20 protein-coding genes are annotated in these 21,161 nt (G+C 62.7%); 16 read left to right on the top strand and 4 right to left on the bottom strand.

Translation table 11 applies throughout. From position 1 onward, the window contains the following. Positions 1–40: 40 nt before the first annotated feature. Entirely contained in the window at positions 41–1,642 is a 1,602-nt protein-coding gene (locus V9F06_08260) for an amidohydrolase (GenBank protein MEI2617608.1), read from the top strand. 82 nt (positions 1,643–1,724) lie between these two features. Next, a complete protein-coding gene (gene ggt, locus V9F06_08255; GenBank protein ID MEI2617607.1) occupies positions 1,725–3,401 on the top strand; it encodes a gamma-glutamyltransferase in 1,677 nt (558 codons plus the stop codon). 171 nt (positions 3,402–3,572) lie between these two features. Here the strand turns inward: ggt and infA are convergent, their stop codons facing one another. Beyond that, on the bottom strand, positions 3,573–3,773 hold the full coding sequence (gene infA / locus V9F06_08250; protein ID MEI2617606.1) for a translation initiation factor IF-1: 201 nt from the start codon (positions 3,771–3,773) through the stop codon (positions 3,573–3,575). Positions 3,774–4,126: 353 nt separating this feature from the next. Between infA and recG the strand changes: the two genes are divergently transcribed. The 13 genes from recG (at position 4,127) to tatC (ending at position 15,431) form a co-directional block, all read left to right on the top strand. After that, entirely contained in the window at positions 4,127–6,607 is a 2,481-nt protein-coding gene (recG, locus tag V9F06_08245) for an ATP-dependent DNA helicase RecG (protein ID MEI2617605.1), read from the top strand. 3 nt (positions 6,608–6,610) lie between these two features. Then, a complete protein-coding gene (locus V9F06_08240) occupies positions 6,611–7,216 on the top strand; it encodes an RsmD family RNA methyltransferase (GenBank protein ID MEI2617604.1) in 606 nt (201 codons plus the stop codon). Between the two features lie 3 nt (positions 7,217–7,219). Next, the gene (gene coaD, locus V9F06_08235; GenBank protein ID MEI2617603.1) at positions 7,220–7,771 is read left to right on the top strand and encodes a pantetheine-phosphate adenylyltransferase; all 552 of its coding nucleotides are present in this window, start codon (positions 7,220–7,222) and stop codon (positions 7,769–7,771) included. Further along, positions 7,743–8,258 (top strand): hypothetical protein, encoded by a 516-nt coding sequence (locus V9F06_08230; GenBank protein ID MEI2617602.1) that lies wholly within the window; start codon positions 7,743–7,745, stop codon positions 8,256–8,258. Before coaD ends, V9F06_08230 begins: the two co-directional genes overlap by 29 nt. Before the next feature lie 140 nt (positions 8,259–8,398). Beyond that, positions 8,399–8,935 (top strand): DUF177 domain-containing protein, encoded by a 537-nt coding sequence (locus V9F06_08225; protein ID MEI2617601.1) that lies wholly within the window; start codon positions 8,399–8,401, stop codon positions 8,933–8,935. Between the two features lie 40 nt (positions 8,936–8,975). Next, complete coding sequence (gene rpmF / locus V9F06_08220) at positions 8,976–9,182, top strand: 50S ribosomal protein L32 (GenBank protein MEI2617600.1); 207 nt, start codon at positions 8,976–8,978, stop codon at positions 9,180–9,182. A 100-nt stretch (positions 9,183–9,282) separates the two neighbouring features. Then, entirely contained in the window at positions 9,283–10,293 is a 1,011-nt protein-coding gene (locus tag V9F06_08215) for a beta-ketoacyl-ACP synthase III (GenBank protein ID MEI2617599.1), read from the top strand. A gap of 8 nt (positions 10,294–10,301) precedes the next feature. Then, positions 10,302–11,201, top strand: a complete 900-nt coding sequence (fabD, locus tag V9F06_08210; GenBank protein ID MEI2617598.1) for an ACP S-malonyltransferase — start codon at positions 10,302–10,304, stop codon at positions 11,199–11,201. Positions 11,202–11,209: 8 nt separating this feature from the next. After that, positions 11,210–11,956: a 3-oxoacyl-[acyl-carrier-protein] reductase gene (fabG, locus tag V9F06_08205; GenBank protein MEI2617597.1), complete on the top strand. Its 747-nt coding sequence runs from the start codon at positions 11,210–11,212 to the stop codon at positions 11,954–11,956. A gap of 75 nt (positions 11,957–12,031) precedes the next feature. Next, positions 12,032–13,429 (top strand): acetyl-CoA carboxylase biotin carboxylase subunit, encoded by a 1,398-nt coding sequence (gene accC / locus V9F06_08200; protein MEI2617596.1) that lies wholly within the window; start codon positions 12,032–12,034, stop codon positions 13,427–13,429. A 44-nt stretch (positions 13,430–13,473) separates the two neighbouring features. Then, entirely contained in the window at positions 13,474–13,947 is a 474-nt protein-coding gene (nusB, locus tag V9F06_08195) for a transcription antitermination factor NusB (protein ID MEI2617595.1), read from the top strand. A gap of 184 nt (positions 13,948–14,131) precedes the next feature. Then, positions 14,132–14,371: an acyl carrier protein gene (acpP, locus tag V9F06_08190; GenBank protein MEI2617594.1), complete on the top strand. Its 240-nt coding sequence runs from the start codon at positions 14,132–14,134 to the stop codon at positions 14,369–14,371. A 244-nt stretch (positions 14,372–14,615) separates the two neighbouring features. Continuing rightward, positions 14,616–15,431 (top strand): twin-arginine translocase subunit TatC, encoded by an 816-nt coding sequence (gene tatC, locus V9F06_08185; protein ID MEI2617593.1) that lies wholly within the window; start codon positions 14,616–14,618, stop codon positions 15,429–15,431. 57 nt (positions 15,432–15,488) lie between these two features. On the opposite strand, the gene V9F06_08180 is transcribed toward tatC, so the two are convergent. Beyond that, the gene (locus V9F06_08180; protein ID MEI2617592.1) at positions 15,489–17,282 is read right to left on the bottom strand and encodes an NFACT RNA binding domain-containing protein; all 1,794 of its coding nucleotides are present in this window, start codon (positions 17,280–17,282) and stop codon (positions 15,489–15,491) included. A 97-nt stretch (positions 17,283–17,379) separates the two neighbouring features. On the opposite strand from V9F06_08180, the gene V9F06_08175 reads away from it, so the two are divergent. Further along, positions 17,380–18,060 carry a guanylate kinase gene (locus V9F06_08175; protein ID MEI2617591.1) on the top strand — a complete coding sequence of 227 codons (681 nt, stop codon included), beginning with the start codon at positions 17,380–17,382 and terminating at the stop codon, positions 18,058–18,060. On the opposite strand, the gene def is transcribed toward V9F06_08175, so the two are convergent. Together def and priA are read right to left on the bottom strand one after the other, a co-directional pair. Then, complete coding sequence (gene def / locus V9F06_08170) at positions 18,035–18,589, bottom strand: peptide deformylase (protein MEI2617590.1); 555 nt, start codon at positions 18,587–18,589, stop codon at positions 18,035–18,037. The genes V9F06_08175 and def overlap by 26 nt on opposite strands. A 69-nt stretch (positions 18,590–18,658) precedes the next feature. Beyond that, positions 18,659–21,139, bottom strand: coding sequence for a primosomal protein N' (gene priA, locus V9F06_08165; protein ID MEI2617589.1), 2,481 nt, complete (start codon positions 21,137–21,139; stop codon positions 18,659–18,661). Positions 21,140–21,161: the final 22 nt, after the last annotated feature.

The raw sequence follows: 21,161 nt of genomic DNA, 5'->3' as shown, positions 1-21,161 counted from the left end.
GTGGTGGCGCGATGCAATACCTTGGGGAAGGACAGCACGAGTGAGGACAGAAGCACAACTCTATACGGGTGGGACGATCTTGACGATGGATCCGAGCCAGCCAGAGGTCGAGGCGGTCGGCGTCGTTGGCGAGCTTATCGTCGCGGCGGGGAGTCGTGAGGCGGTTGAGGCGGCGCTGCCGCGAGGTCACCGTCGGGTTGACCTGGCGGGACGGACGATGATTCCCGGCTTCAACGAAGCCCACAATCACATGATCGGCTACGGCACAGCGTTGGGTCAGATCGACGCTGCGTTTCCGACCGTGAAGTCGATCGGTGACATCGTCGCTGCGGTTCGCGAGAAGGCGTCCGAAACGCCGGCCGGCCAGTGGATCATCGGTCGTGGGTATGACGACAACAAGCTCGACGAACGCCGTCATCCCAACCGCCACGACCTCGATGCGGCGACCACCGAGCACCCGGTGATGATCGTCAATGGTTCCGGTCACCTCTCGGCGGTCAACTCGAAGGCGCTCGACATGGCCGGCATCCGCAATGGCAGCCCCGATCCACAGGGTGGTCACTTCGTTGTCGATGAGCATGGCGAACCAACCGGCGTGCTCCACGAGACCGCACAACAACCTGTCCGCGATCAGATTCCAGTGCCGACCGTCGAGGATCACATCGAGGCGCTGCGGCGCTGTAACGACGCCTACGTCGCCTCGGGGATCACCTCGTCGCAAGATGCTGGCTCGCTGACGGCGAACCATGTCCGGGCATATCAGATCGCGGTGGAGCGCGGCGTGCTGAAGCTGCGAACGAGCATGATGATCCGCGAGACACTGATCGACCAGCTCGATGGGCTCGGCGCACTCCAGGGATTTGGCAGTAACCGGCTGCGGATCGGGCCGGTGAAGCTATTCATCGATGGCTCGTTGATCGGTCGCACCGCCGCCGTCACCCAGCCGTTTCTGAACGACCCCCGCGACGACAACCTCGGGCTGACAATGATGCCGAAGGAGCAGTTCGAGGACTACGTGATGCGCGCTCATGCGATGGGCTATCAAATCGCAGTCCATGCCATTGGCGACCGTGGCATCGACTGGGTGCTCGACGCCTATGAGAAGGCGCTCACCGCTCACCCACGCGCCGATCATCGACACCGCGTCGAGCATTGCGGGATCTGCCGGCCCGATATCCTCGACCGCATCCAGCGGCTGGGCGTCATTCCTGTCACGCAGCCGGTCTTCATTCTCGAATATGGCGACGGATTCATCCGGCACCTGGGCATGGAGCGCATCCAGCTGACGTATCCGTTCCGTTCGTTCCTCGACCGCGGGATTCGACCGGTGTTCTCGTCGGATTGCCCGGTGTCGTCGTTCGTCCCGATGAAGTCGATCCAGGCAGCCGTCACCGAACGCACCGGAACCGATCAGTCGTATGCGCTGGAGGAGGCGGTCACCGTCGAAGAGGCGCTCGAGATGTACACCGTCGCCGGGGCGCACGTGACGTTCGAGGAGGACATCAAGGGGCAGATCAAGGCCGGGATGCTCGCCGACTTCGCGATCCTCGAGCAGGATCCGCGCGATGTCGATCCGTCCACCCTGGCCGATCTGGGCGTCACGACGACGATCATCGGCGGTGAGGTCGTATACGAGCGGTGAGCTCATCGGGGTGCGGGGCGCGGCGGCGAGATTTTTCCCGCGCGGCCCGTACCCCTCTCCCCATGTCGCGGAAGGAGTCTCAGTGGCAAGTAAGACAACGCGGGCGACCGAGAAGCAGCCAGCAACGGCTGCGAAGGGGATGGTGACATCGAATCACCCCCTCGCGTCACTCGCCGGTAACGAGATTCTCGTGCTGGGCGGCAACGCAGTTGACGCGGCAATCGCGACCATGTTCGCCTTGTCGGTCGTCGAGCCGATGATGACGACGATCTTCGGCGCAGGATTCATCAACATCCGGCTGGCCGACGGAACCTGCACGACGATCGACAACTATGCGACCGTCCCACGTCGCGCCAGCGCCGACATGTTCGAACCGATCCCCGGGAATCTCGACAACGACGTCGTCGGTGGTCTCAACAGCACCGGCTACCTCGCGGTTGCGACCGGCGGCACGTTGCTCGGTTGGGCGACCGCAGTCGAGCGCTATGGCCGACTTTCACTCGCCGAGGTCATGGCGCCAGCGATTCGCTACGCCCGCGCTGGTTTTCGGGTGAGCCCGTATCTGTCGCAGCTGGTCGAGATGGAGCGCGACAATCTCTCGCGCTTCCCTGCCAGCGCTGCCGTCTTCCTGCCGGATGGCCAGATCCCTGCCGTGGATGACCGCATCGTGCGCGCGGATTATGCCGATACACTCGCCGCAATCGCGGAGCACGGGCCGGACTACCTGTATCGCGGCCCGCTTGGTGAAGCGATCGCCGCTGACATGGCTGCCAACGGTGGATTGATTACGATGGAAGATCTTGCCGATTACCGTATCTTCGAGCGCCCGCCTGTTGTTGGAACCTATCGCGGCTATGAGATCGTTTCAATGGGTCCTACTTCATCGGGCGGCGCGCATATCATCCAGATGCTGAATATCCTGGAGCATTTCGATCTTGGCGCAATGGGCTTCGGCTCGCCTGATACGGTTCATCTGATCGCCGAGGCGATGAAGATAGCCTTTGCCGACCGGTTCCGCTACATGGCCGACCCCGCGACAACCGACATCCCGCTCGACTGGCTCATCTCGAAGTCGTATGCGGCCGAGCGTGCCGGCCAGATCGACCTCGCGCGGGCTCAGCAGTATGTCGCGGCCGTCGCGCCCGAGGGCGAGGGCGTGTCGACAACGCACTGCTGCGCCGCCGACGCCGACGGCAACATCGTCGCGACGACCCAGACGCTCAATGGCGGGTTCGGCTCGAAGGTGACCGTGCCGGGAACCGGGATGCTGCTCAACAACTGCATGCATCTGATGGACCCGACGCCGAGCCGGACGAACTCGATCGCGCCGGACAAGCGCATCCTCTCATCGATGTCGCCGACGCTGGTGCTGAAGGACGGTAAGCCGTTCATGGCGATCGGGACTCCCGGTGGGGTGCGGATCTTCGGGACTGTCATGCAGGGCATCATCAATGTCATTGACCACGGCATGACACTCCAGGAGTCGGTCGAAGCGCCACGGCTGTGGGATCGTGGCCCGGCGCTGGAGATCGAGACGGGGTTCGACGACCTGGCGAACCTCAAGGCTGAGCTGGAGCATCGCGGCCACGTCGTCGAGACTCCGCTCAAGGTCGCCGGTGGGATGAACGGCATCCTGATCGACCCCGACAGCGGGAATATGGATGGCGCAGCCTGCTGGCGGGCTGACGGCGCTCCAATGGGCTTCTCTGGTGGTGACGCCCGTGTAGAGGCCGATGTCGCGAAGGCGATGTGGGCCTGAGTATCGGATCGTCGGGCGCGGCGGCCTTCTCGGTGTTGCCGACGACTGCCGCGCCACAAAGTATCGACGCGACCCGGGAGGTTCGTGCGGTATCGATGGTAAACGAGAATCTCCGGAGGCATTACGCCAGCCCGGAGTACTTCGCGTTGGGATCGCCCCGGAGTCGTTACGCTACCGGTGCCGGTATGTGATCCGGCCTCGCGTCAGGTCGTAGGGGGAGAGCTCGACCGTGACCCGATCCCCGGGGAGCACGCGGATGAAGTTCTTCCGCATACGGCCCGACAGGTGGCCCAGAACGGTGTGTCCGTTCTCGAGCTCAACGCCGAACATCGCATTAGGCAACGCATCAGTAACGCGGCCCACCACCGCAATAGCATCGCTGTTGGCTCGCGTGCGTGGACCGTCGGGCGTTGCGGTTGCTGCCGGCGCGGGCGCGCGCGCAGGCCTCCGATTTTGCGTCTTTCTCGCCATGAAAACCTCCTGGCATATGCGTAATCTACGTCTCGATTCAGCGGCGCGCCGCCCTGTGTTGGCGCCCCATCGCGCTGGCGAGATACCATGGTCGGAGGTTGCCAGGGCGATCGCCTGACCCATCCGAACAGGTCAGAAACTACTCACAACTATATCACGATCCGTATCAAGGTTGGGGCGTGAATGAGCGCGCCACCAAACTGGTTTGGCTCGCATAGTTGACACCACTCACCAGCCTCGCGAAGACTTCAGGTATGGATACACGGCACGACATCGGGCATGCCCCGGACATGGTCCAGATCGATAAGGTGCTTGGGCTCGAGGAGCGCAAGGGCTATCGCGACGACGCGGCAAGCAACGGCATTGCGCGGTTCGTCGGTGAGCGAGTTGCACGGCTGCTGCGGATCGCCGACGCCGATGAACGAGGTCGCATCCAGGACCTTGAAGCGCTCCTCGCGGAATATTCCTCCGTCCCGGCGGCCAACCGGCCGGCCGTCATCGCCGAGGCGCGGCGCATCCTTGGCGATCTGCAGCGACCTCCAGTTGCGGAGTCCTCTTCGCCCGCTACGGAGGCGCAACCTCGGACAAGCCGGCCGACGGCGTCGCCTCCGGCTCGTGTGGCGAAGCCCGGTTCGGGGAAGGCGTCACCCGTCCGTATCGCGTCTCTGGCCGACTCAGTCAGGCTGTTGCCGGCGGTTGCGGAAGGGCGGGCGAAGCTTCTCGCGCAACTCGGAGTCGAGACGGTCGGCGACCTTGTCCATCTGTACCCTCGTCGCTATATCGATTACGGCAACGTTCAGCCGATCGCGAGCAGCCTGTTTGGCCGGATGACGACGATTCAGGGCGTCGTGTCCTCGATCGAGAAGCGTCGGACTGCGACTGGCAAAGAGTTGGTGGATGCCGTCATTGACGACGGCACCGGGCGGATTCATGCGTTCTGGTTCAACCCGTGGGTCACGCGGCAGCTCTTCCCTGGCGTCCCGGTCTCGATGTCCGGACGAGTGGAGCAGATGCGCGGCAACCTCTGCCTGCAGAACCCCGAGTGGGAAATACTCGGCCAGGAGACGCTCAACACCGGACGGATTATTCCGGTCTATCCGCTGGTCAAGAACCTCTCCCAGAAGATGCTTCGACCCCTGGTCCGATTGGCGTTGGACGCGACACGGGATCTGATCGTCGATCCGCTGCCGCGCGACCTTCGGGAGGCGGAAGGGCTGAGCGATCTGTGGCAGGCGCTGGAGTGGGTGCATTTCCCCGATGGCGAGTCACGCGAGGGGGCGGCGGACAACCTTCATGCCGCCCAGCATCGGCTCGCGTTCGATCAGTTCCTGTCGCTCCAGCTTGGACTTCTCGGCCGCAAGCACGAATGGCAATCACAGCCGGGCACTGCATTCGCGGTTGACCGGCAGGCGTTGGCGGATTTCATTGGCGTGTTGCCGTTCCGTCTCACCGGCGCGCAGGATCGCGCCACCGGCGAGATCCTGCATGACATGGCCCAGCCACAGCCAATGACGCGCCTGTTGCAGGGTGATGTCGGTTCAGGCAAGACGATTGTTGCCGCGTTGGCAGCCTGGGTCGCGATTCGGGATGGCTTTCAGGTTGCGTTAATGGCGCCGACCGAGATCCTTGCCGAGCAGCACGCGCGGGGGTTGCGGCAGGTATTCGATCTGCTGCCGGAGGAGCGCCGGCCGCGGATCGGCTATCTCACTGGCAGTGTGGGCGGCGCGCAGCGCGCCGAACTTTACGCCCAGGTGGCGACAGGCGAAGTCGACCTGTTGATCGGCACTCATGCGCTGATTCAGGGAGGGGTCGAGTTCACGCGCCTCGGGCTGGCGATTATCGACGAGCAGCACCGCTTTGGTGTCGAGCAGCGAGCGCTCCTGCGCGGAAAAGGCGCCTCCGCGGATATGCTGGTCATGACGGCGACACCGATCCCTCGCACGCTGGCATTGACGTTACACGGTGACCTCGATGTGTCGACACTCGACGAGCTTCCGCCGGGTCGCCAGCCGATCGAGACGTATTGGGTGGAGGAACGCGGGCGTAGCGACGCATATCGATTCGTGCGTTCACAGGTCGAGCAGGGCCGGCAGGCCTTCATCGTCTTCCCGCTGGTGGAAGAGTCCGAAGCAGTCGATGCCCGGGCTGCTGTCGTCGAGCACGAGCGACTGAGCGGCGAGGTATTCCCTGATCTGAGGTTGGGGCTGCTTCACGGTCGGATGAAGCCGGCCGAGAAGGATGCAGTTATGGCCAGGTTTCGTAGCCATGACCTGGATATCCTCGTCTCGACTTCGGTCATCGAGGTTGGTATCGATATTCCCAACGCGACCGTCATGATGATCGATGGCGCTGACCGCTTTGGTCTGTCCCAACTACACCAGTTTCGCGGTCGCGTCGGCCGTGGCGCCGAAAAGTCGCATTGTCTTCTGGTCTCGGGTGATGCGAGCAACGACGGACGCGCCCGTTTACAGGCGATGGTGGATACGCAGGATGGATTCAGGCTGGCTCAGATTGACCTTGAGCTCCGTGGCCCAGGTGATTTTCTTGGCACGCGCCAGAGCGGCCTGCCCGAGCTGGAGCTGGCCGCCTTTGCCGACGTGCGCGACCTGGAACGCGCTCGCGCCGTCGCCGAGCGGATCCTTGAGGAGGATCCCACGCTCGGCAGCGCCCGCTACGCGCTGCTTCGAGCGCGCGTCGATGCATTCTGGGCCCGCGCGATCGTGGATGTGAGCTAGACGATGCGAGTGATCAGCGGCGAGGCACGAGGCCGGCGACTGAAGGCGCCGCGTTCTGAAGGCGTGACGCGGCCGATGGCCGACAAGATCAAGGAAGCGCTGTTCTCGGTCCTTGCGTCGCTCGGCGTCGAGTACGAGCGTGTGCTCGATCTGTACGCTGGCTCTGGCGCGGTCGGAATCGAGGCACTGTCTCGCGGCGCTACCTGGTGCGACTTCGTCGATCGCGACCAGCACGCAATCCGCGCGATTCGCGATAATCTGTCACATGTTGGTTTTGTCGACCGTGGGAAGGTTCACCCGATCGCGGTTCTGACGGCGATCCGCTCCGCTCGTGAACCGTACGACCTCGTCGTCTTCGACCCGCCCTACGCCGACCCCGAGATTCATGCCACACTGGTGGCGCTATCGGAGTCAGGCGCGGTGCGTGATGGGACGATCGTCGCCATTGGCCATTCGCCGCGGGTCGAGATGCCCGAGCGGCTGGGGACCCTCGTGCAGTTGCGCGAGCGTTGCCATGGGGGTTCGTGCTTCGCGGTCTACGATGTGGTGCTGAAGACGGATGAGGATCAGCCGACGGCGACTGTGGAGGAACCATCGGTAGAGGGGTGAGGGATGCGAGTAGCGGTCTATCCGGGAAGCTTCGACCCGATCACGAACGGTCATCTGGATCTCGCGAAACGGGCCGCGCGATTGTTCGACCGCTTGATCATCGCCGTCTACACTGGCGGCACTCACGGGGACAAACGGCATCTGTTCAGCGTTGATGAACGGGTCAGGCTCGTTCGCGAGAGTATCGACGGCGCGGACAATATCGACGTTGACACCTTCCAAAATCTCACCGTAGACTACGCTAGAAGCGTGGGAGCACAGACGATCGTGAGAGGCCTGCGGGCCGTATCCGACTTTGAGTACGAGTTCAAGCTGGCGCATATGTACCAGCACCTCGCGCCAGAGTTGGAGGTTATCTGTCTGATGACAAGCTCGAACTATTCGTTCATTTCATCCAGCTTCATCAGAGAGGTCGCCTCACTCGGCGGCGATGTCAGCACGCTCGTCCCCCCTCCCGTCGTCGAGGCGCTCGGCGAGCGCTTTCTGTCCTGTGACACGCAAGCAGTTTCGGAAGAGAGATCGGCCGATGTATACACGCCCAGCGGCGGGATCTGACCTCGTTACGTCAGATGGACCGCGACGAAACGATCGACAGACGCCGGCCAGCCCTGGCATCATGGACATCATCGAACGGCTCGAATCACAGGTCGTCGCTGGTCGGCGTGTGATGGGCAAGGTCATGATCGACGAGAACGAATTCTTCCTTCTCCTCGATCAGCTTCGTCAGGCCGTTCCCGCCGAGCTGCATCAAGCCCGTCGCGTCATCCAGCAGCGCCAGGAGATTATTCTCGGCGCGCAGGATGAGGCGGAGCGGGTCGTCGCCACCGCCCGCGAGCGAGCAGAGTACCTGCTCAGCGAACGTGGATTGACCGCCGAAGCACGCTATGTTGGCGAAAACGTCCTCCGCCATGCGCACGACAACGCTGACTCGGCCATGATCGAGATGAAGCGGTTCGCCCAGCAAATGCTCGATGATGTCGAGGCGGCCATGAATCGCAACCTTTCGGAGATCGCGGAAGCGCGGTCGCGACTATCCGATTGAGCCTGATCGGCGGCTGGCCGGTCATTGACCGGCCCGTCACCCGATGGCTATACTACTCAGGTTGCGCGCGGGCGCGACTATCTGTGCGTGCCTTCGAGTGACGGGGTCAGGATGCTTCGTGGGGTCTCAAGAGTAGGCGAATGATGCAGCTCAAGGACGACACACGGATCAATGTCGCCCAGTTGATGAAGGAGGACGTCGGTGCGTATCGCACCTACGACCTCACGCTCCGCTGGTTTGCGCTGGACGAGGACACCATGTCGCACGATGTCACAGCTCGCGTGCGGCTGACCCGGATCGGCGACGGGCTTCTGGCGACGGGGACGGTTGCCGGCACGGCAATCGTGGAATGCGCTCGGTGTCTCGAGATGTACGATCAGCCGTTCTCGGCCGAGTTCGATCACGAGTACCGACCATTGATCGATGTGAGGAGCGGTACTCCTGTCGCGCAACCAGCGCCGGCCGAAGAGCTGGGCGTAATCGACGAGTCGCACGAGCTTGACTTGAGTGAGCCGTTTCGGCAGGTGGCGATTCTCGATCTGCCGATCAAGCCGATCTGTGATGAGGATTGCCCCGGGATCGCGCGGGTAGACGAAGACGACGACAATGCCGGCGACCAACGTTTCCGCGTCCTCGGTGGGTTGCTCGAAGAGAATGAAACAACAAGGTTGACGTGACGGCGCCAACGCGCCATCAACAAGTAAGGGGACGAATCGAATGGGTGCGCTTCCAAAACAACGACGAACTCAGGCCAAGCAGGGTCTTCATCGCCAGCATCACAAGATCAAGACGCCATCCGTGATGATGTGCCCGCAGTGCCGCCAGGTCAAGCGTCAGCATCATATCTGCCCGCATTGTGGGTATTACGCTGGTCGTCAGGTCGTGGAGATCAAGGTCAAGCAGCGGCGCAGCGAGAACGACTGAGCCTGCGATCGTGCGATCCGCGCGCGAGGATGTCGCGCGCGACGCGTCCAGTGCCCATGCTGGCGAGTAGCATGCGGGCTGGTGGAGGAGGCCATTGCAGATGCCGCGTGCAGCAATAACCGGCTGGGGCATGTACGTGCCCGAGCGCGTGCTCAGCAATGACGACCTCTCCAGAATGGTCGACACGAACGACGAGTGGATCGTCTCACGGACTGGGATCCGCGAGCGACGAATCGCCGAGTCGACGGACACGGTTACCTCGACCTCCACCGCCTCTGCCAGGCTTGCGTGCGAGAAGGCGAACCTGGACCCCGCTGAGCTCGATCTGATCGTTGTCGGGACGTTCACCGCAGATCAGTACATGCCATCGATCGCCTGTCAAGTACAGAACCAGATCGGCGCGCGTCGCGCCGCCGCGTTTGACTTGAACGCAGCTTGCACCAGCTTCGTATACGCCCTGGCAACTGCGACGCAGTTCATCGAGTCCGGCCTCTACAAGCGGGTTCTCGTCATCGGCACCGATATCAACTCACGCTTTCTCGACTACACCGATCGGGGCACGTGTGTGCTGTTTGGCGATGGCTCCGGGGCGGTAGTGCTTGAAGCTAGCGATGCGGATGAGGGAGTCCTCTCGATCGCGCTTGGCGCGGATGGATCGGCAGGCCATCATCTGACGCTCGGCGACGCCGAGAGCGTGGTCGCGCTCAACGGCAATCGGACGATGGAGCGTCCGTTCATTCGAATGAACGGACCCGAGGTGTATCGCTTTGCGGTGAAGGTCATGGGCGAGGTGGCCGCGGAGGCGATCGCGCGCGCCGGCCTGACGTTTGATGATGTCGATCTGCTCGTGCCGCATCAGGCAAACCTGCGGATCATCGATGCTGCGGCGAAGCGACTTGAGCTGCCGCGAGACCGTGTCTGGGTCAACGTCCACGACTACGGCAACACATCTTCTGCGTCGGTGCCGATTGGTCTGGTCGAGGCGTTTGAGGCGGGCGCGATTCGTGACGGGATGAACGTGGTCGTCGTCGCATTCGGCGGCGGCCTGACGTGGGCAGCGGGGGTAGTGCGGTGGGGATCGACAGGCGTCGCCCGGCTGGCCCGGGTATGAGCGCGGGCGTGGCCTGGGTTTTTCCAGGCCAGGGCTCGCAGGCAGTCGGAATGGGTCAGGCGGTCGCCGAGGCGGACGCAGATGCTCGCGCGGCGTTTGCCGAGGCAGACGCGGCGCTTGGATTTTCGATTTCGCGTATCTGCTGGGATGGCCCGGAGGCGGCGCTCACGCGCACCAGTAATCAGCAGCCGGCCATCGTCGCGACCAGTGTGGCAACACTTCGCGCGCTTCACGCCGAAAATCTGCTGCCCGAACCAGACTACGTCGCGGGCCACTCACTCGGCGAATACTCGGCACTCGTTGCCGCGGATGCGCTGACGCTGCCAGATGCAATCCGGCTGGTGCGCCGTCGAGGCGAGCTGATGGAGGAACATGCGCTCGGTAGCATGATCGCTATCCTCGGTCTTGATGAGACTGCGCTGGGGCTCGTCGCCAACGAGACCGGGACGCAGATCGCGAACTTCAACGCGCCGGGCCAGATTACGTTGTCCGGCTCGGAAGACGCGATCGCGGTCGCAGAAATCGCTGCCAAGGCCCGTGGCGCTCGCCGTATTGTGCGGTTGCCGGTCAACGGTGCGTTCCATTCGTCGCTGATGGAGCCAGTGGCCGAAGCGCTTGGGCATGATATCGACCGGACAGCGGTCACCAAGCCGCGCGTGCCACTCGTCTCCAACGTGACTGCCGAACCGATCGTCCATCCAGACGACATCCGGCGTGAGCTCGTCGACCAGATCTGCGCGTCGGTGCAGTGGATGCGCTCGGTTGAGACGATGATCGAGCTCAGCGTGACGCACTTCTACGAGATCGGCGCGGGTTCGGTGCTCAGTGGGCTAATCGGCCGGATCAACAAATCGGTGACGACGGTGGCGTCGGATCGTCTGCTGGCATCGACGGCTACCAGGAGCTGAGGGAGAGCATGCAGGACACCGGGCAGCGAATTGCGATTGTGACCGGCGCGGTCCGCGGCATCGGCCGGGCGATCGCCCACGAGCTCGCGCGGGATGGATTCGCGGTGGTTGTCAACTATCGCGGCGATGAGAGCGTGGCGGCTGAGCTCTGCGACGAGCTGGGCGCGTTGGGCGCACAGACACTCGCGGTGCGAGCTGACATCACCATCGCGTCCGATGTTGCCGGGCTCATTGACCAGACACTGAGCACGTTTGGCCGGCTCGATGCGCTGATTAACAACGCCGGCATCACCCGCGACACGCTTCTGATGCGGATGAGCGAGGATGATTGGGACGCCGTGCTCGAGACGAATCTCAAGGGCGCGTTTCTCTGCAGCAAGGCTGCCATCCGCCCGATGATGCGCCAACGCAGCGGGTCGATCGTGAATCTGACGTCGGTAGTTGGCATCATCGGGAACGCTGGGCAGACCAACTACTCGGCCGCGAAGGCAGGACTCATCGGCTTCACCAAGTCGCTTGCCCGCGAGGTCGGGTCTCGCGGCATCACCGTCAACGCCGTCGCTCCCGGATTCATTGAAACACGCTTGACCGATGTGCTCTCCGCCGACGTCAAGAGTACGATGCTGGAACGCATCCCGCTTGGGCGCTTCGGCGCGCCAGAGGACGTGGCCAGCGCAGTCGGCTTTCTCGTCTCGCCGGCCGCACGCTACATCACCGGGACAACCCTCTCCGTCGACGGCGGGATGGCGATGTAACAGGACGACAGGGACAGCGCAATCGTCGCCGGACGGCAGATGGACTGTCGGTCCCGCGATGCTCATAGGTGACCGATGTTTGAGAAGATTCTGATCGCTAATCGGGGCGAGATCGCGCTCCGCATATTGCGCGCCTGCCACGAGCTCGGTGTGCCGGCTATCGTTGCATACAGCGAAGCCGATCGCGATTCCCTGCCGGTCAGGCTTGCAGACGAGGCAGTTTGCATTGGCCCTGCGCCAGCGGCGAAATCGTACAACCATATCCCGTCGGTTATCAGCGCCGCGCTGATGACTGGCTGCGACGCCATCCATCCGGGCTACGGCTTCCTGGCCGAAAACGCATACATTGCCGATGTTTGCCGGGACGTGAATCTGACGTTCATCGGACCTGAGCCCGAGACGATCTCGATGATGGCCGACAAGGTGCAAGCGCGTCAGCTGGCAAAGAAGGCCGGTGTTCCGGTTCTGCCCGGGACCCCCGATCCGCTACCGATGACCGTCGATGTCCGTGAGCTTTCCCGGGAGATCGGATTCCCGCTGATGCTCAAGGCCGCCGCGGGAGGCGGCGGGCGCGGCATGCGAATCGCCCGTGATGAGCGTGATCTCTTGCGGCTGCTGCCGCTCGCGCAGGCTGAGGCCCAGGCGGCGTTCGCCAACGGCGCTGTCTACGCCGAACGTTTCCTCGAGAATCCCCGGCACATCGAAGTGCAGATCATTGCCGACAATCATGGCAAGGTGCTCTCGCTCGGTGAACGGGATTGCTCTCTTCAGCGCCGCCACCAGAAGCTCATCGAGGAGGCGCCCGCCCCGAATATCTCCCGACGGCTCCGTTCCAATCTGGAGAAGGCGGCGATCAAGCTGGCCCGCTCGATCAAGTACACCGGAGTGGGGACTTTCGAGTTCCTCGTCGATTCGGAGGAGCGGTATTACTTCATCGAAGCGAATACCCGTATCCAGGTGGAACACCCGGTGACTGAAATGGTGACTGGCATTGACATCGTCAGTTGGCAGATCCGTGTCGCAGCCGGCGAACCGCTATCCTTCAGCCAGAACGATATCCAGATGACCGGCCACTCGATCGAGTGTCGAATCAACGCGGAGAACCCACTGACGGGCTTCACCCCGTCGGCCGGCATTGTCACCGGCTATCACGCTCCGGGGGGGCCGGGTATCCGGATCGATTCACATTTGTATAGTGGCTACAGGATCCCGCCGAACTATGACTCCATGATCGGCAAGCTGATTGCCTGGGGCCCGACACGCGATGACGCGATCGCGCGAATGCGACGGGCGCTGTCCGAGACGGTGATCAGCGGCGTCGAGACGACGATCCCGTTTCACCATTTCGTCCTGAACCATGCCGATTTTCGAGCCGGCAAGGTGCACACAGGTCTGATCGGTGAACTACTGAACAACGTTAATTCGGCCGGGATACTCGAGAGCCTGCCAGGGCTGGCCTGCCCGATCGTTTGATTCCCGTCGCCCGGAAGATTCCGAGCCGGGGTGGAGGACTGTCCATGTCAGGCCGGAAAAGCCTGGGGTTTGAGAACCGACAGGCGCGGACGCTCGCGCTTCAGATCCTCTTCGAAGGGGATCTGACCGGGCACGAGTTGCCCGACGTGACACGGCGATATGCGGACGACCTGAGCATCCCGCCGATGGTCAGGCACTACCTGGAGCGGCTCGTGACAGGTGTGTCTCAGCATCGGGAGGAGATTGACACCGAGATCGGGATAGCCGCGCCGGCCTTTCCCGTCTCTCAGCTGCCTGCCGTCGATCGCAACATCCTGCGCGTGGCGATCTACGAGTTGCGATATGAGTCGGATGTTCCGCTCAAGGTCGCGATTAACGAGGCAGTCGAGCTGGCGAAAGCGTTTGGCGGGGATAACTCCAGCCGATTTGTGAACGGCGTCCTTGGCACGATTGCGCGCGGCGGGACATCGCTTGGCATCTCTGAAGAGTCACCACGCGCGGACTTGCCGGGTACATAGCGAGTGGTCCTGGATTTCAGGCATAATACGCCGGAACGTGGGGAGTCGTATCGTGTCGTCGGGGGCCTGCCACCGTGGTGCGGTAGACGAGTGACACGATCGCATGGACATCAGGGGGACGAGTCGTCCCATGCCACGGCTGCTAGCGGCCGCTGGCTCGACTCTACAGTGGGAGGTAGTCGCGTTGTCAGCCACTTTTGACAAGCTTCAGGCGATCGTGGCCGAGCAGCTTGGTGTCGACCTGGAGAAGGTCACGCCGGATGCTGAGTTCGTGCAGGACCTGAACGCCGATTCGCTCGATCTGGTGGAGCTCATTATGTCGCTCGAGGAAGAGTTCGGCGTCGAGATTTCCGATGAGGATGCCGAGAAGATCGTCAAGGTGAGCGACGCGATGGAGTTCATCCAGGATCACGACGGCGCATAACTGAGACGGCCGCAAGGGCGGCCGGCGACGTAGTCTGTACTGAGAGGGCGTCGAGCGGCAACGCTCTCGACGCCCTCTCTTTTGCCGGCGGCGCGCCGAGTTACGTACAATCAGTCAGCGTCCGATGATAGTGCTCGGACTGTAGACCTATATTCCGGCGGCGTTGCTCGCTATGGCAGGTGAGAGAGGCTGATGGCGCCTCATCGAGGTAGTCCAGCCTTGCCCGTTGAGATCGTGAGACGACATGGCAAGCATCCTCGACCGTGTTCCGCTGCCGACGCGCGGCCGGCGCAACCGGGTTCAAACGCCGCAGTCTGTTCCTCCGCCCCAGACCCAGGAGGAGTTCGTCGAGATGACCCTCCAGGAGCACCTGGAGGAGCTTCGTTCCCGGATCCTCAAGTCCGCGGTGGCCATACTCCTGGCGCTCGTCGTCGGGCTCTGGCTCGCCTTCCCGGTCATGAACACAATTCGGGAGCAGGCGAACGTCAGTGGCTTGCAGGCGATCAGCCCGACCGAGCCATTCACCGTCTATATGCGCGTCGCGCTCTATATCGCGATTGCCATTGCGATGCCGGTGCTGATTTATCAACTCATGGGCTTTATCTCGCCGGGCCTGACCGCGAGCGAACGACGGTATGTGATCATCGCGATCCCGTTCGTCATGGTCTCGTTCGCGGCTGGTGTGGCGTTTGCCTTCTTCTTGCTCGTCCCTCGCGCGCTTTCGTTCCTGTCCCAGTTCGGCTCGGGTGTCTTCGAATGGAATCCGCGGGCGTCGGAGGTTCTGTCGTTCTATCTGACACTGATGCTCGGAGTCGGCCTGATCTTCGAGCTGCCAGTGCTCATGTATGCGACGACGCTGATCGGTGTCACAACGCCGAAGCTGTTCGGGAAATTTCGCAAGTACGCATTTCTTCTAGCGATGATCGTCTCTGCGATCATCACCCCGACACCAGACCCGTTCAACATGATGCTGGTGGCGCTGCCAACGTATCTGCTTTACGAGGTCGGTATCTTGCTATCCCGTATCGCGCGACGCGGGAAGATGACGCAAGAGGCCTGACCTCGACAGGACATGACGTGAGATCGTCCCGCCCCTGGCAGTGGCGGGACGATCTCGTCAGGTGAGCGGCTCTAACCCCAGTTCGCGCTCTGAGGCGGGTCGGACGTTGATCGTCCGCTCGTTGCGATACGTGACCATCCCTGGCCCGGCGCCCTTGACCTTCCGGACGTTTCTCTGTTCGGTGGCGTCCACCTCAACGGCAGTCGATCCGCGTCCATCGCTATACCATGCTGCCAACGCGGCTGCCGTCTCAATCGCCCGGTTGTGGTGGGGACCGTGGCTGCGGAGGATAACGTGGGCGCCCGGCATGTTCCGCACATGGAGCCAGAGGTCGCCTTGCGCCGCGATGGTGAATGTCACCTGATCGTTCTGCGGCCCGGTTCGGCCGACGAGGATCGTGTCGCCGTCGCGCGTTCTGAACGTCCGCGGCCGGCGAGCCTCCCGTGATGGACGGGGACGGTTTGCCCGCGATGGCGCCCTGGCGGCGACTACTCCCTGCTCAATCCATTCGAGCCGTACTGCCTCGATATCATCAAATCCCTCCGCGAGCGTCGCCATTGCGCGAACTTGATCGACGTAGGCGAGCTCCTGACGCGCTGCCTCCATGAGTTGCGGGACGTTGTGCTCGGCTGCCTGAGCCTTGCGATATCGCTCGAAGAGCTCCTGGGCATTCTGGCTGGCCGTCAGCGATGGATCGAGTGGGATTTCGAGCCCGTCCTCCGTTCGCAGAACCTCCTGACGGGGCACGATTTCGGCAACGTGAATGTAGATCGCTTCTCCCATCGCTCGCCACAGTTCCGCTTCCTCGGCGCGAGCTGCCTGCTCCGCGAGTGAGCGAAGCCGGTTGTCGATGCGCGCGCGTGCCTGGTCGATCTCTTCCAGCAGCCGCTCGCGGCGGGCGGCGTGGCGTTGCGGCGCGGCCTCGGGCCGCTCGGATCGCGCGATCTGCTCGGCGGCCTCCAGCACGCTGGCAGCCGGCGTCGCCTCGACGTCGGGACTGGCGGCCAGCGAAGCCAGCTCGACCGACGAGAAGTCGGAGCGTCCGTTGGTCTGTTGATACGTCCATGCCGAGAATGCGCCCGTCTCCAGCGGCTCGAACAGCCCACGGACGGCGGTTGCCAGGCGCTGACGTTCACTATCGTCGAGAGTCGTCATGCTGGCGGTCGCGTCGAGGCCGGCCCGATACGCGGCTTCGCGCGCGAGCGCTGGACTCATGCCGTGGAAGGTCGCGATCAGTTGTCGTTCGATCGTCTGGGGTTGTTCGCTACCTGTCAGCGAAGCCGCGTTTGCCTGCGCCGGATCGATCCTGTTCTGCGGCGGCGGCGCAATGTACATCTGACGTGGCCGGACGGTGCGAACCCGGCTCATTTCTGGCGAGACGCGCTTGATCGAATCGAGGATGCGCCCCTCGTCGTCGACGAGGATGATGTTGGAGCGCCGGCCCATCAGCTCAACATAGAGCTCGGTGGTTGTGAGATCGATATCATCGTTGTCATCCTCGATGTCGTCATCCCGGTTGGTCGCTCTGGTGGGCTTGGCTATACTGAGTCGGATAATGCGTTCGAACGGTGGTTGCGAGATGGCGACGATACGGCCACCGCGAGCGTATTTTCGGAGCAACAGCAGGAGAGGGGAGACACGCTCTGGATCCGCGTCGATCCGCTTGGTCGAGAGCCAGAAGCCCGCGTCGTCCGGGTGGATACTCATAACGAGCCAGCGCCGGCGATGGCCGGCGTAGACTTCGAACGCGATGGTCCGGGCGTCGACATGGAGCACTTGCTGGATTCTCGCGCCGATGAGGAGTTTGTCACATTCATCGACGATCGCAGCGATCGTCAGCACATCGTACACGGGCATCTCCAACAGGCTATCTCGCGAGCGGTATTGCTCGAACACGAATAAGCGGGTGTCGGCGTCGCATCGCCGCTGATCCGGAAGCAGGTAGCGAATGATTGATCGACGTCTGACGGAGCAATTCGGGTCGACCGGGTCGATGGGCTACCGTGGTAATGATCTGATCGCCGAGATCCGTGCCTCGGCGCAACCACGCCTGTACGTCATATCAGGGCCGTCCGGCGTCGGCAAGGATACGATCATCGATCAACTTCGTCTGCGCCTGCCCGATTTCTATTTCGCGGTCACCGCGACGACGCGCCCGCGGCGGCCGGGTGAGATCGATGGTGTGCACTATTTCTTCATAACTCCCGCCGAGTTCAGGCGACACCTCGATGATGGGGAGTTCATGGAGCACGCCGAGGTGTACGGCAACTTGTATGGCGTGCCGAAGAGTGGAGTCCGTGCCGCACTGCGCACTGGGCGGAATGCGATCATCAAGGTGGATGTCCAGGGCGCCGCAACGATCCGGGCGCTCACGGGTGACGCAATCATGATCTTCTTGATGCCCACCGATATGGAGGCGCTGACCCGGCGGCTGTGGACGCGCAAGACCGATGCTCGAAATGCTGTGTTGCAGCGAATCGACACGGCAACGAACGAGCTATCGTGCGTCGATCAATTCGACTACCGCGTTTTCAACGAAGAAGATCAGGTTGACAGGGCGATAGATGACATTATGGCGATCTTCGCTGCTGAGCAACTCAAGGTCAATCAGCGGGAGGTCTCGCTGTGACGGGTTCTGCTTTGTCAGACTGCGGGTAGTGTAGCGTCGACCAATCCGTCATGCGATCAAAAAAGAGCACGCCGTTGAGATGGTCGATCTCGTGCTGCATGACCCGAGCCACATAGTCACGAGCCTTGATCTTGACGACCTTGCCGTTGATGTCGTGCGCCCGCACGGTGATCGCCAGGTAGCGAGGGACATCGCCGATCAGATCCGGGAAGCTCAGACATCCTTCGACGTCGATCTCCTGACCGCCAGCCCGCACGATTTCGGGATTGATCAGCGTGAGGCGCGTCTCAGGCGAATCCTCGTACTCGTAGCAGGCGGGAACTCGGACAATACAGATCCGCTGTCGGATGCCGACCTGTGGCGCGGCCAGTCCAACGCCATTCGCCACGTCCAGCGTTTCATAGAGATCGTGTTCGATGTCACGAAGCGACTCGTCGAATTTCGTGACCTTGTCGAATGGCCCGCGCAACCGATCGCTGATTGCGCCGAATCGTGGATCTGGTTCAGTTACAAGCTTGAGGGTCGTCATTCCGCGTCGCCGTCTCCTTCTCCTGGGAGAATTATACCGATGGGGAGCAGGGTGTTTCGGCCATCCCGGTCACAGGAGATTGACCGGGTCGATGTCGATCGTCCAGCCCGGGTGCAGGTTCAGGTCGGCCAGCAACTCCAGGAGCTCACCACCGCGGATGATGATCTGCCATCCGTATTGGCCTCGCACGCGCGCGGAGAAGGTCGGCGCCGGCCCGATAATATCGATTCCCTGGATCTCGGGTCGACTCAGTATCTCGGCTTCCAGCACTCCGGCAAGCGCCTCGGCCTCTCCTCGCGCGCGATCCTCGTCGGTGTGACGAATCACCAGTCGCGCCAGACGCTTGAATGGGGGATAACCATGGCGAGCACGAAAGGCGATCTCTTCGCGGTAGAAGGAGGCGTAGTCGTGGCGGGCGGCATTGCTGATGGCGTAGTGCTCCGGTGAAAAAGTCTGGAGCACGACCTCGCTTCCCGAGACGCGCCGACCTGCTCGACCAGCCACCTGGGTCACCATCTGAAATGTGCGCTCGGCGGCGCGGATGTCGGGCAAATAGAGGTATGTGTCGGCATTGATGACGCCGACCGCCGTCACGTCTGGAAGATCCAGCCCCTTGGCGATCATCTGGGTGCCAACGATGATGTCGACCTCGTGATTCAGGACGCGGCGAAGCAGCGACTCATGGGTTACGCCGCCCCGAAGTGCGTCTTGATCCCAGCGCACAACCCGAGCGTGGGGGACCAGCCGTTGAACCTCACTCTCGATCCGCTGTGTTCCGGCGCCGAAGTAGCCGATGGCGTCGCTGCCGCACACTTCGCAGCGCGCCGGCGCGAGACGACGATGTCCGCAACGATGGCAAATAACTCGTCCGCTAGTGCGATGGTAAACCAACGGGATATCGCAGTAGGGGCATTGGGTCACTTCGCCGCACGATCGGCATTGCACGATCGTCGACATGCCCCGCCGATTCAGGAACAGCATGATCTGTTCGCCGGCCATGATCCGTTGACTGACGACCTCCATCAGCCGCCGACTGAAGATCGACTCGTTGCCGCTGCGTAACTCTGCCCGCATGTCGACGACCACGGTGTCTGGAAGTGGGATCGGGCGGGCGATCAACTGCCCGCCGCCAGCCGCCACACGTTGGCCGACACGCTCGCGAAGCTCGATACGTTGCCAGCCGGCCGTGGTTGAGCGATAGAACGTCTCGACGTCTGGTGTCGCGCTGCCGAGGATGAGCAAGGCGTTGTGGTAGCTCGCGAGCTCTTCGGCTACCGCACGGGTGTGGTAGCGAGGGATGCTGTCTTGCTTGTACGAGCTATCGTGCTCTTCATCGAGGATGATGACGCCGATATCGTGTAGCGGGGCGAACAACGCCGAACGTGGGCCGATGACGACGACGGGGTCAACACCGCCGGCTCGCTGCCAGTTTGCCGCCCGCGTGCTGTCACCGAGCGCCGAATGAAGGATGATCGCGCGGTTTCCGAAGCGCGCCTGAAATCGCTGAGCAATCTGGCTGCTGAGTCCGATCTCGGGCGCCAGCACGATCGCTGAGCGACCGCTGGCGAGGCACGTCCCCGCGGCACGGAGGTAGAGCTCGGTCTTGCCGCTGCCGGTGACGCCGTGTAGGAGTATGGCCAGCGCGGCAGCCTCCCGATTGAGGCGCGGGCGAATTTGCTCCCAGGCGACCGACTGCTCATTCGTCAGGGGCGGCGCCCCGCTGCCTCCCGAATGGTCCGTAGCGGCTTCGGTGAGCGGTTCGATGATGATGCAGCCGCGCGCCGCCAGCGCGCGCAGCGTCGCGCGAGTGATGTCCGATGAGGCTACGATCGATTCAATCGGCATCGCGAGGTCGGGTCGTGCTCGTAAGCGAGGCGTGAGCCACGCCAACGCCTCGACCTGGCGATGTGCCCGCTCCGGCGGGGGCATGGAGTCTGGGACAAGGCGAACCTGCTCGGCGCGTGTCATCCTTGGCTCTGGCCGGTTGCGGACCCGCGCGATTCTCTGGACGATGCCCCGCTCCTCGAGCGCCGGCACAATCGTCCGTAGCGACGATTGCTGAGCGCGCTGAGCCCGCTCCAGTGTCGTCTCCCCTTCGGCATTGAGGAACGCGACGAGGCGCTTCTGCGACGGCGTCAACGTGTCGATCTCGTCGGTCTGGGGCTGTCGTTTCAGCGACAGGTACTCGACCGCTCGCGAGCCAACGCCGGGGGGCAGCATCACCGATGCGGCCTCGTAGAGCGTGCAGACTGTCTGCTCTGCGATCCAGACGGCCAGCCTCCATTGCAGTGGGGTGAGGCAGAACGTCGGTTCAACAGGCGCATGGATGTCGCGGATATGTTCAGTGGCCGGCTCGCGGTCGTGGCGCTCGACGACGATCCCGAGCACAATCCTCTTCTTCAGTGGAGCCCAGATCAGCTGGCCGACCTCAGTCGAGGCTTCGAGCGCCTCCGGCACGCGATAGGTGAGTGTTGCGCGACGATCTGCGAGGCGCGCATTCGGTGCGACCTCGACATAACGGCCAGGCAAGGGTATAGAACATGTGTTCATATTGAGGAGTGTACATCCGCCC

This window comes from Thermomicrobiales bacterium (genome assembly GCA_037045155.1).
Classification (GTDB): Bacteria; Chloroflexota; Chloroflexia; order Thermomicrobiales; family CFX8; genus JAMLIA01.
The sequence above is the reverse complement of the archived record's forward strand: the minus strand, read 5'-3'. Positions and strand labels throughout refer to the sequence as shown.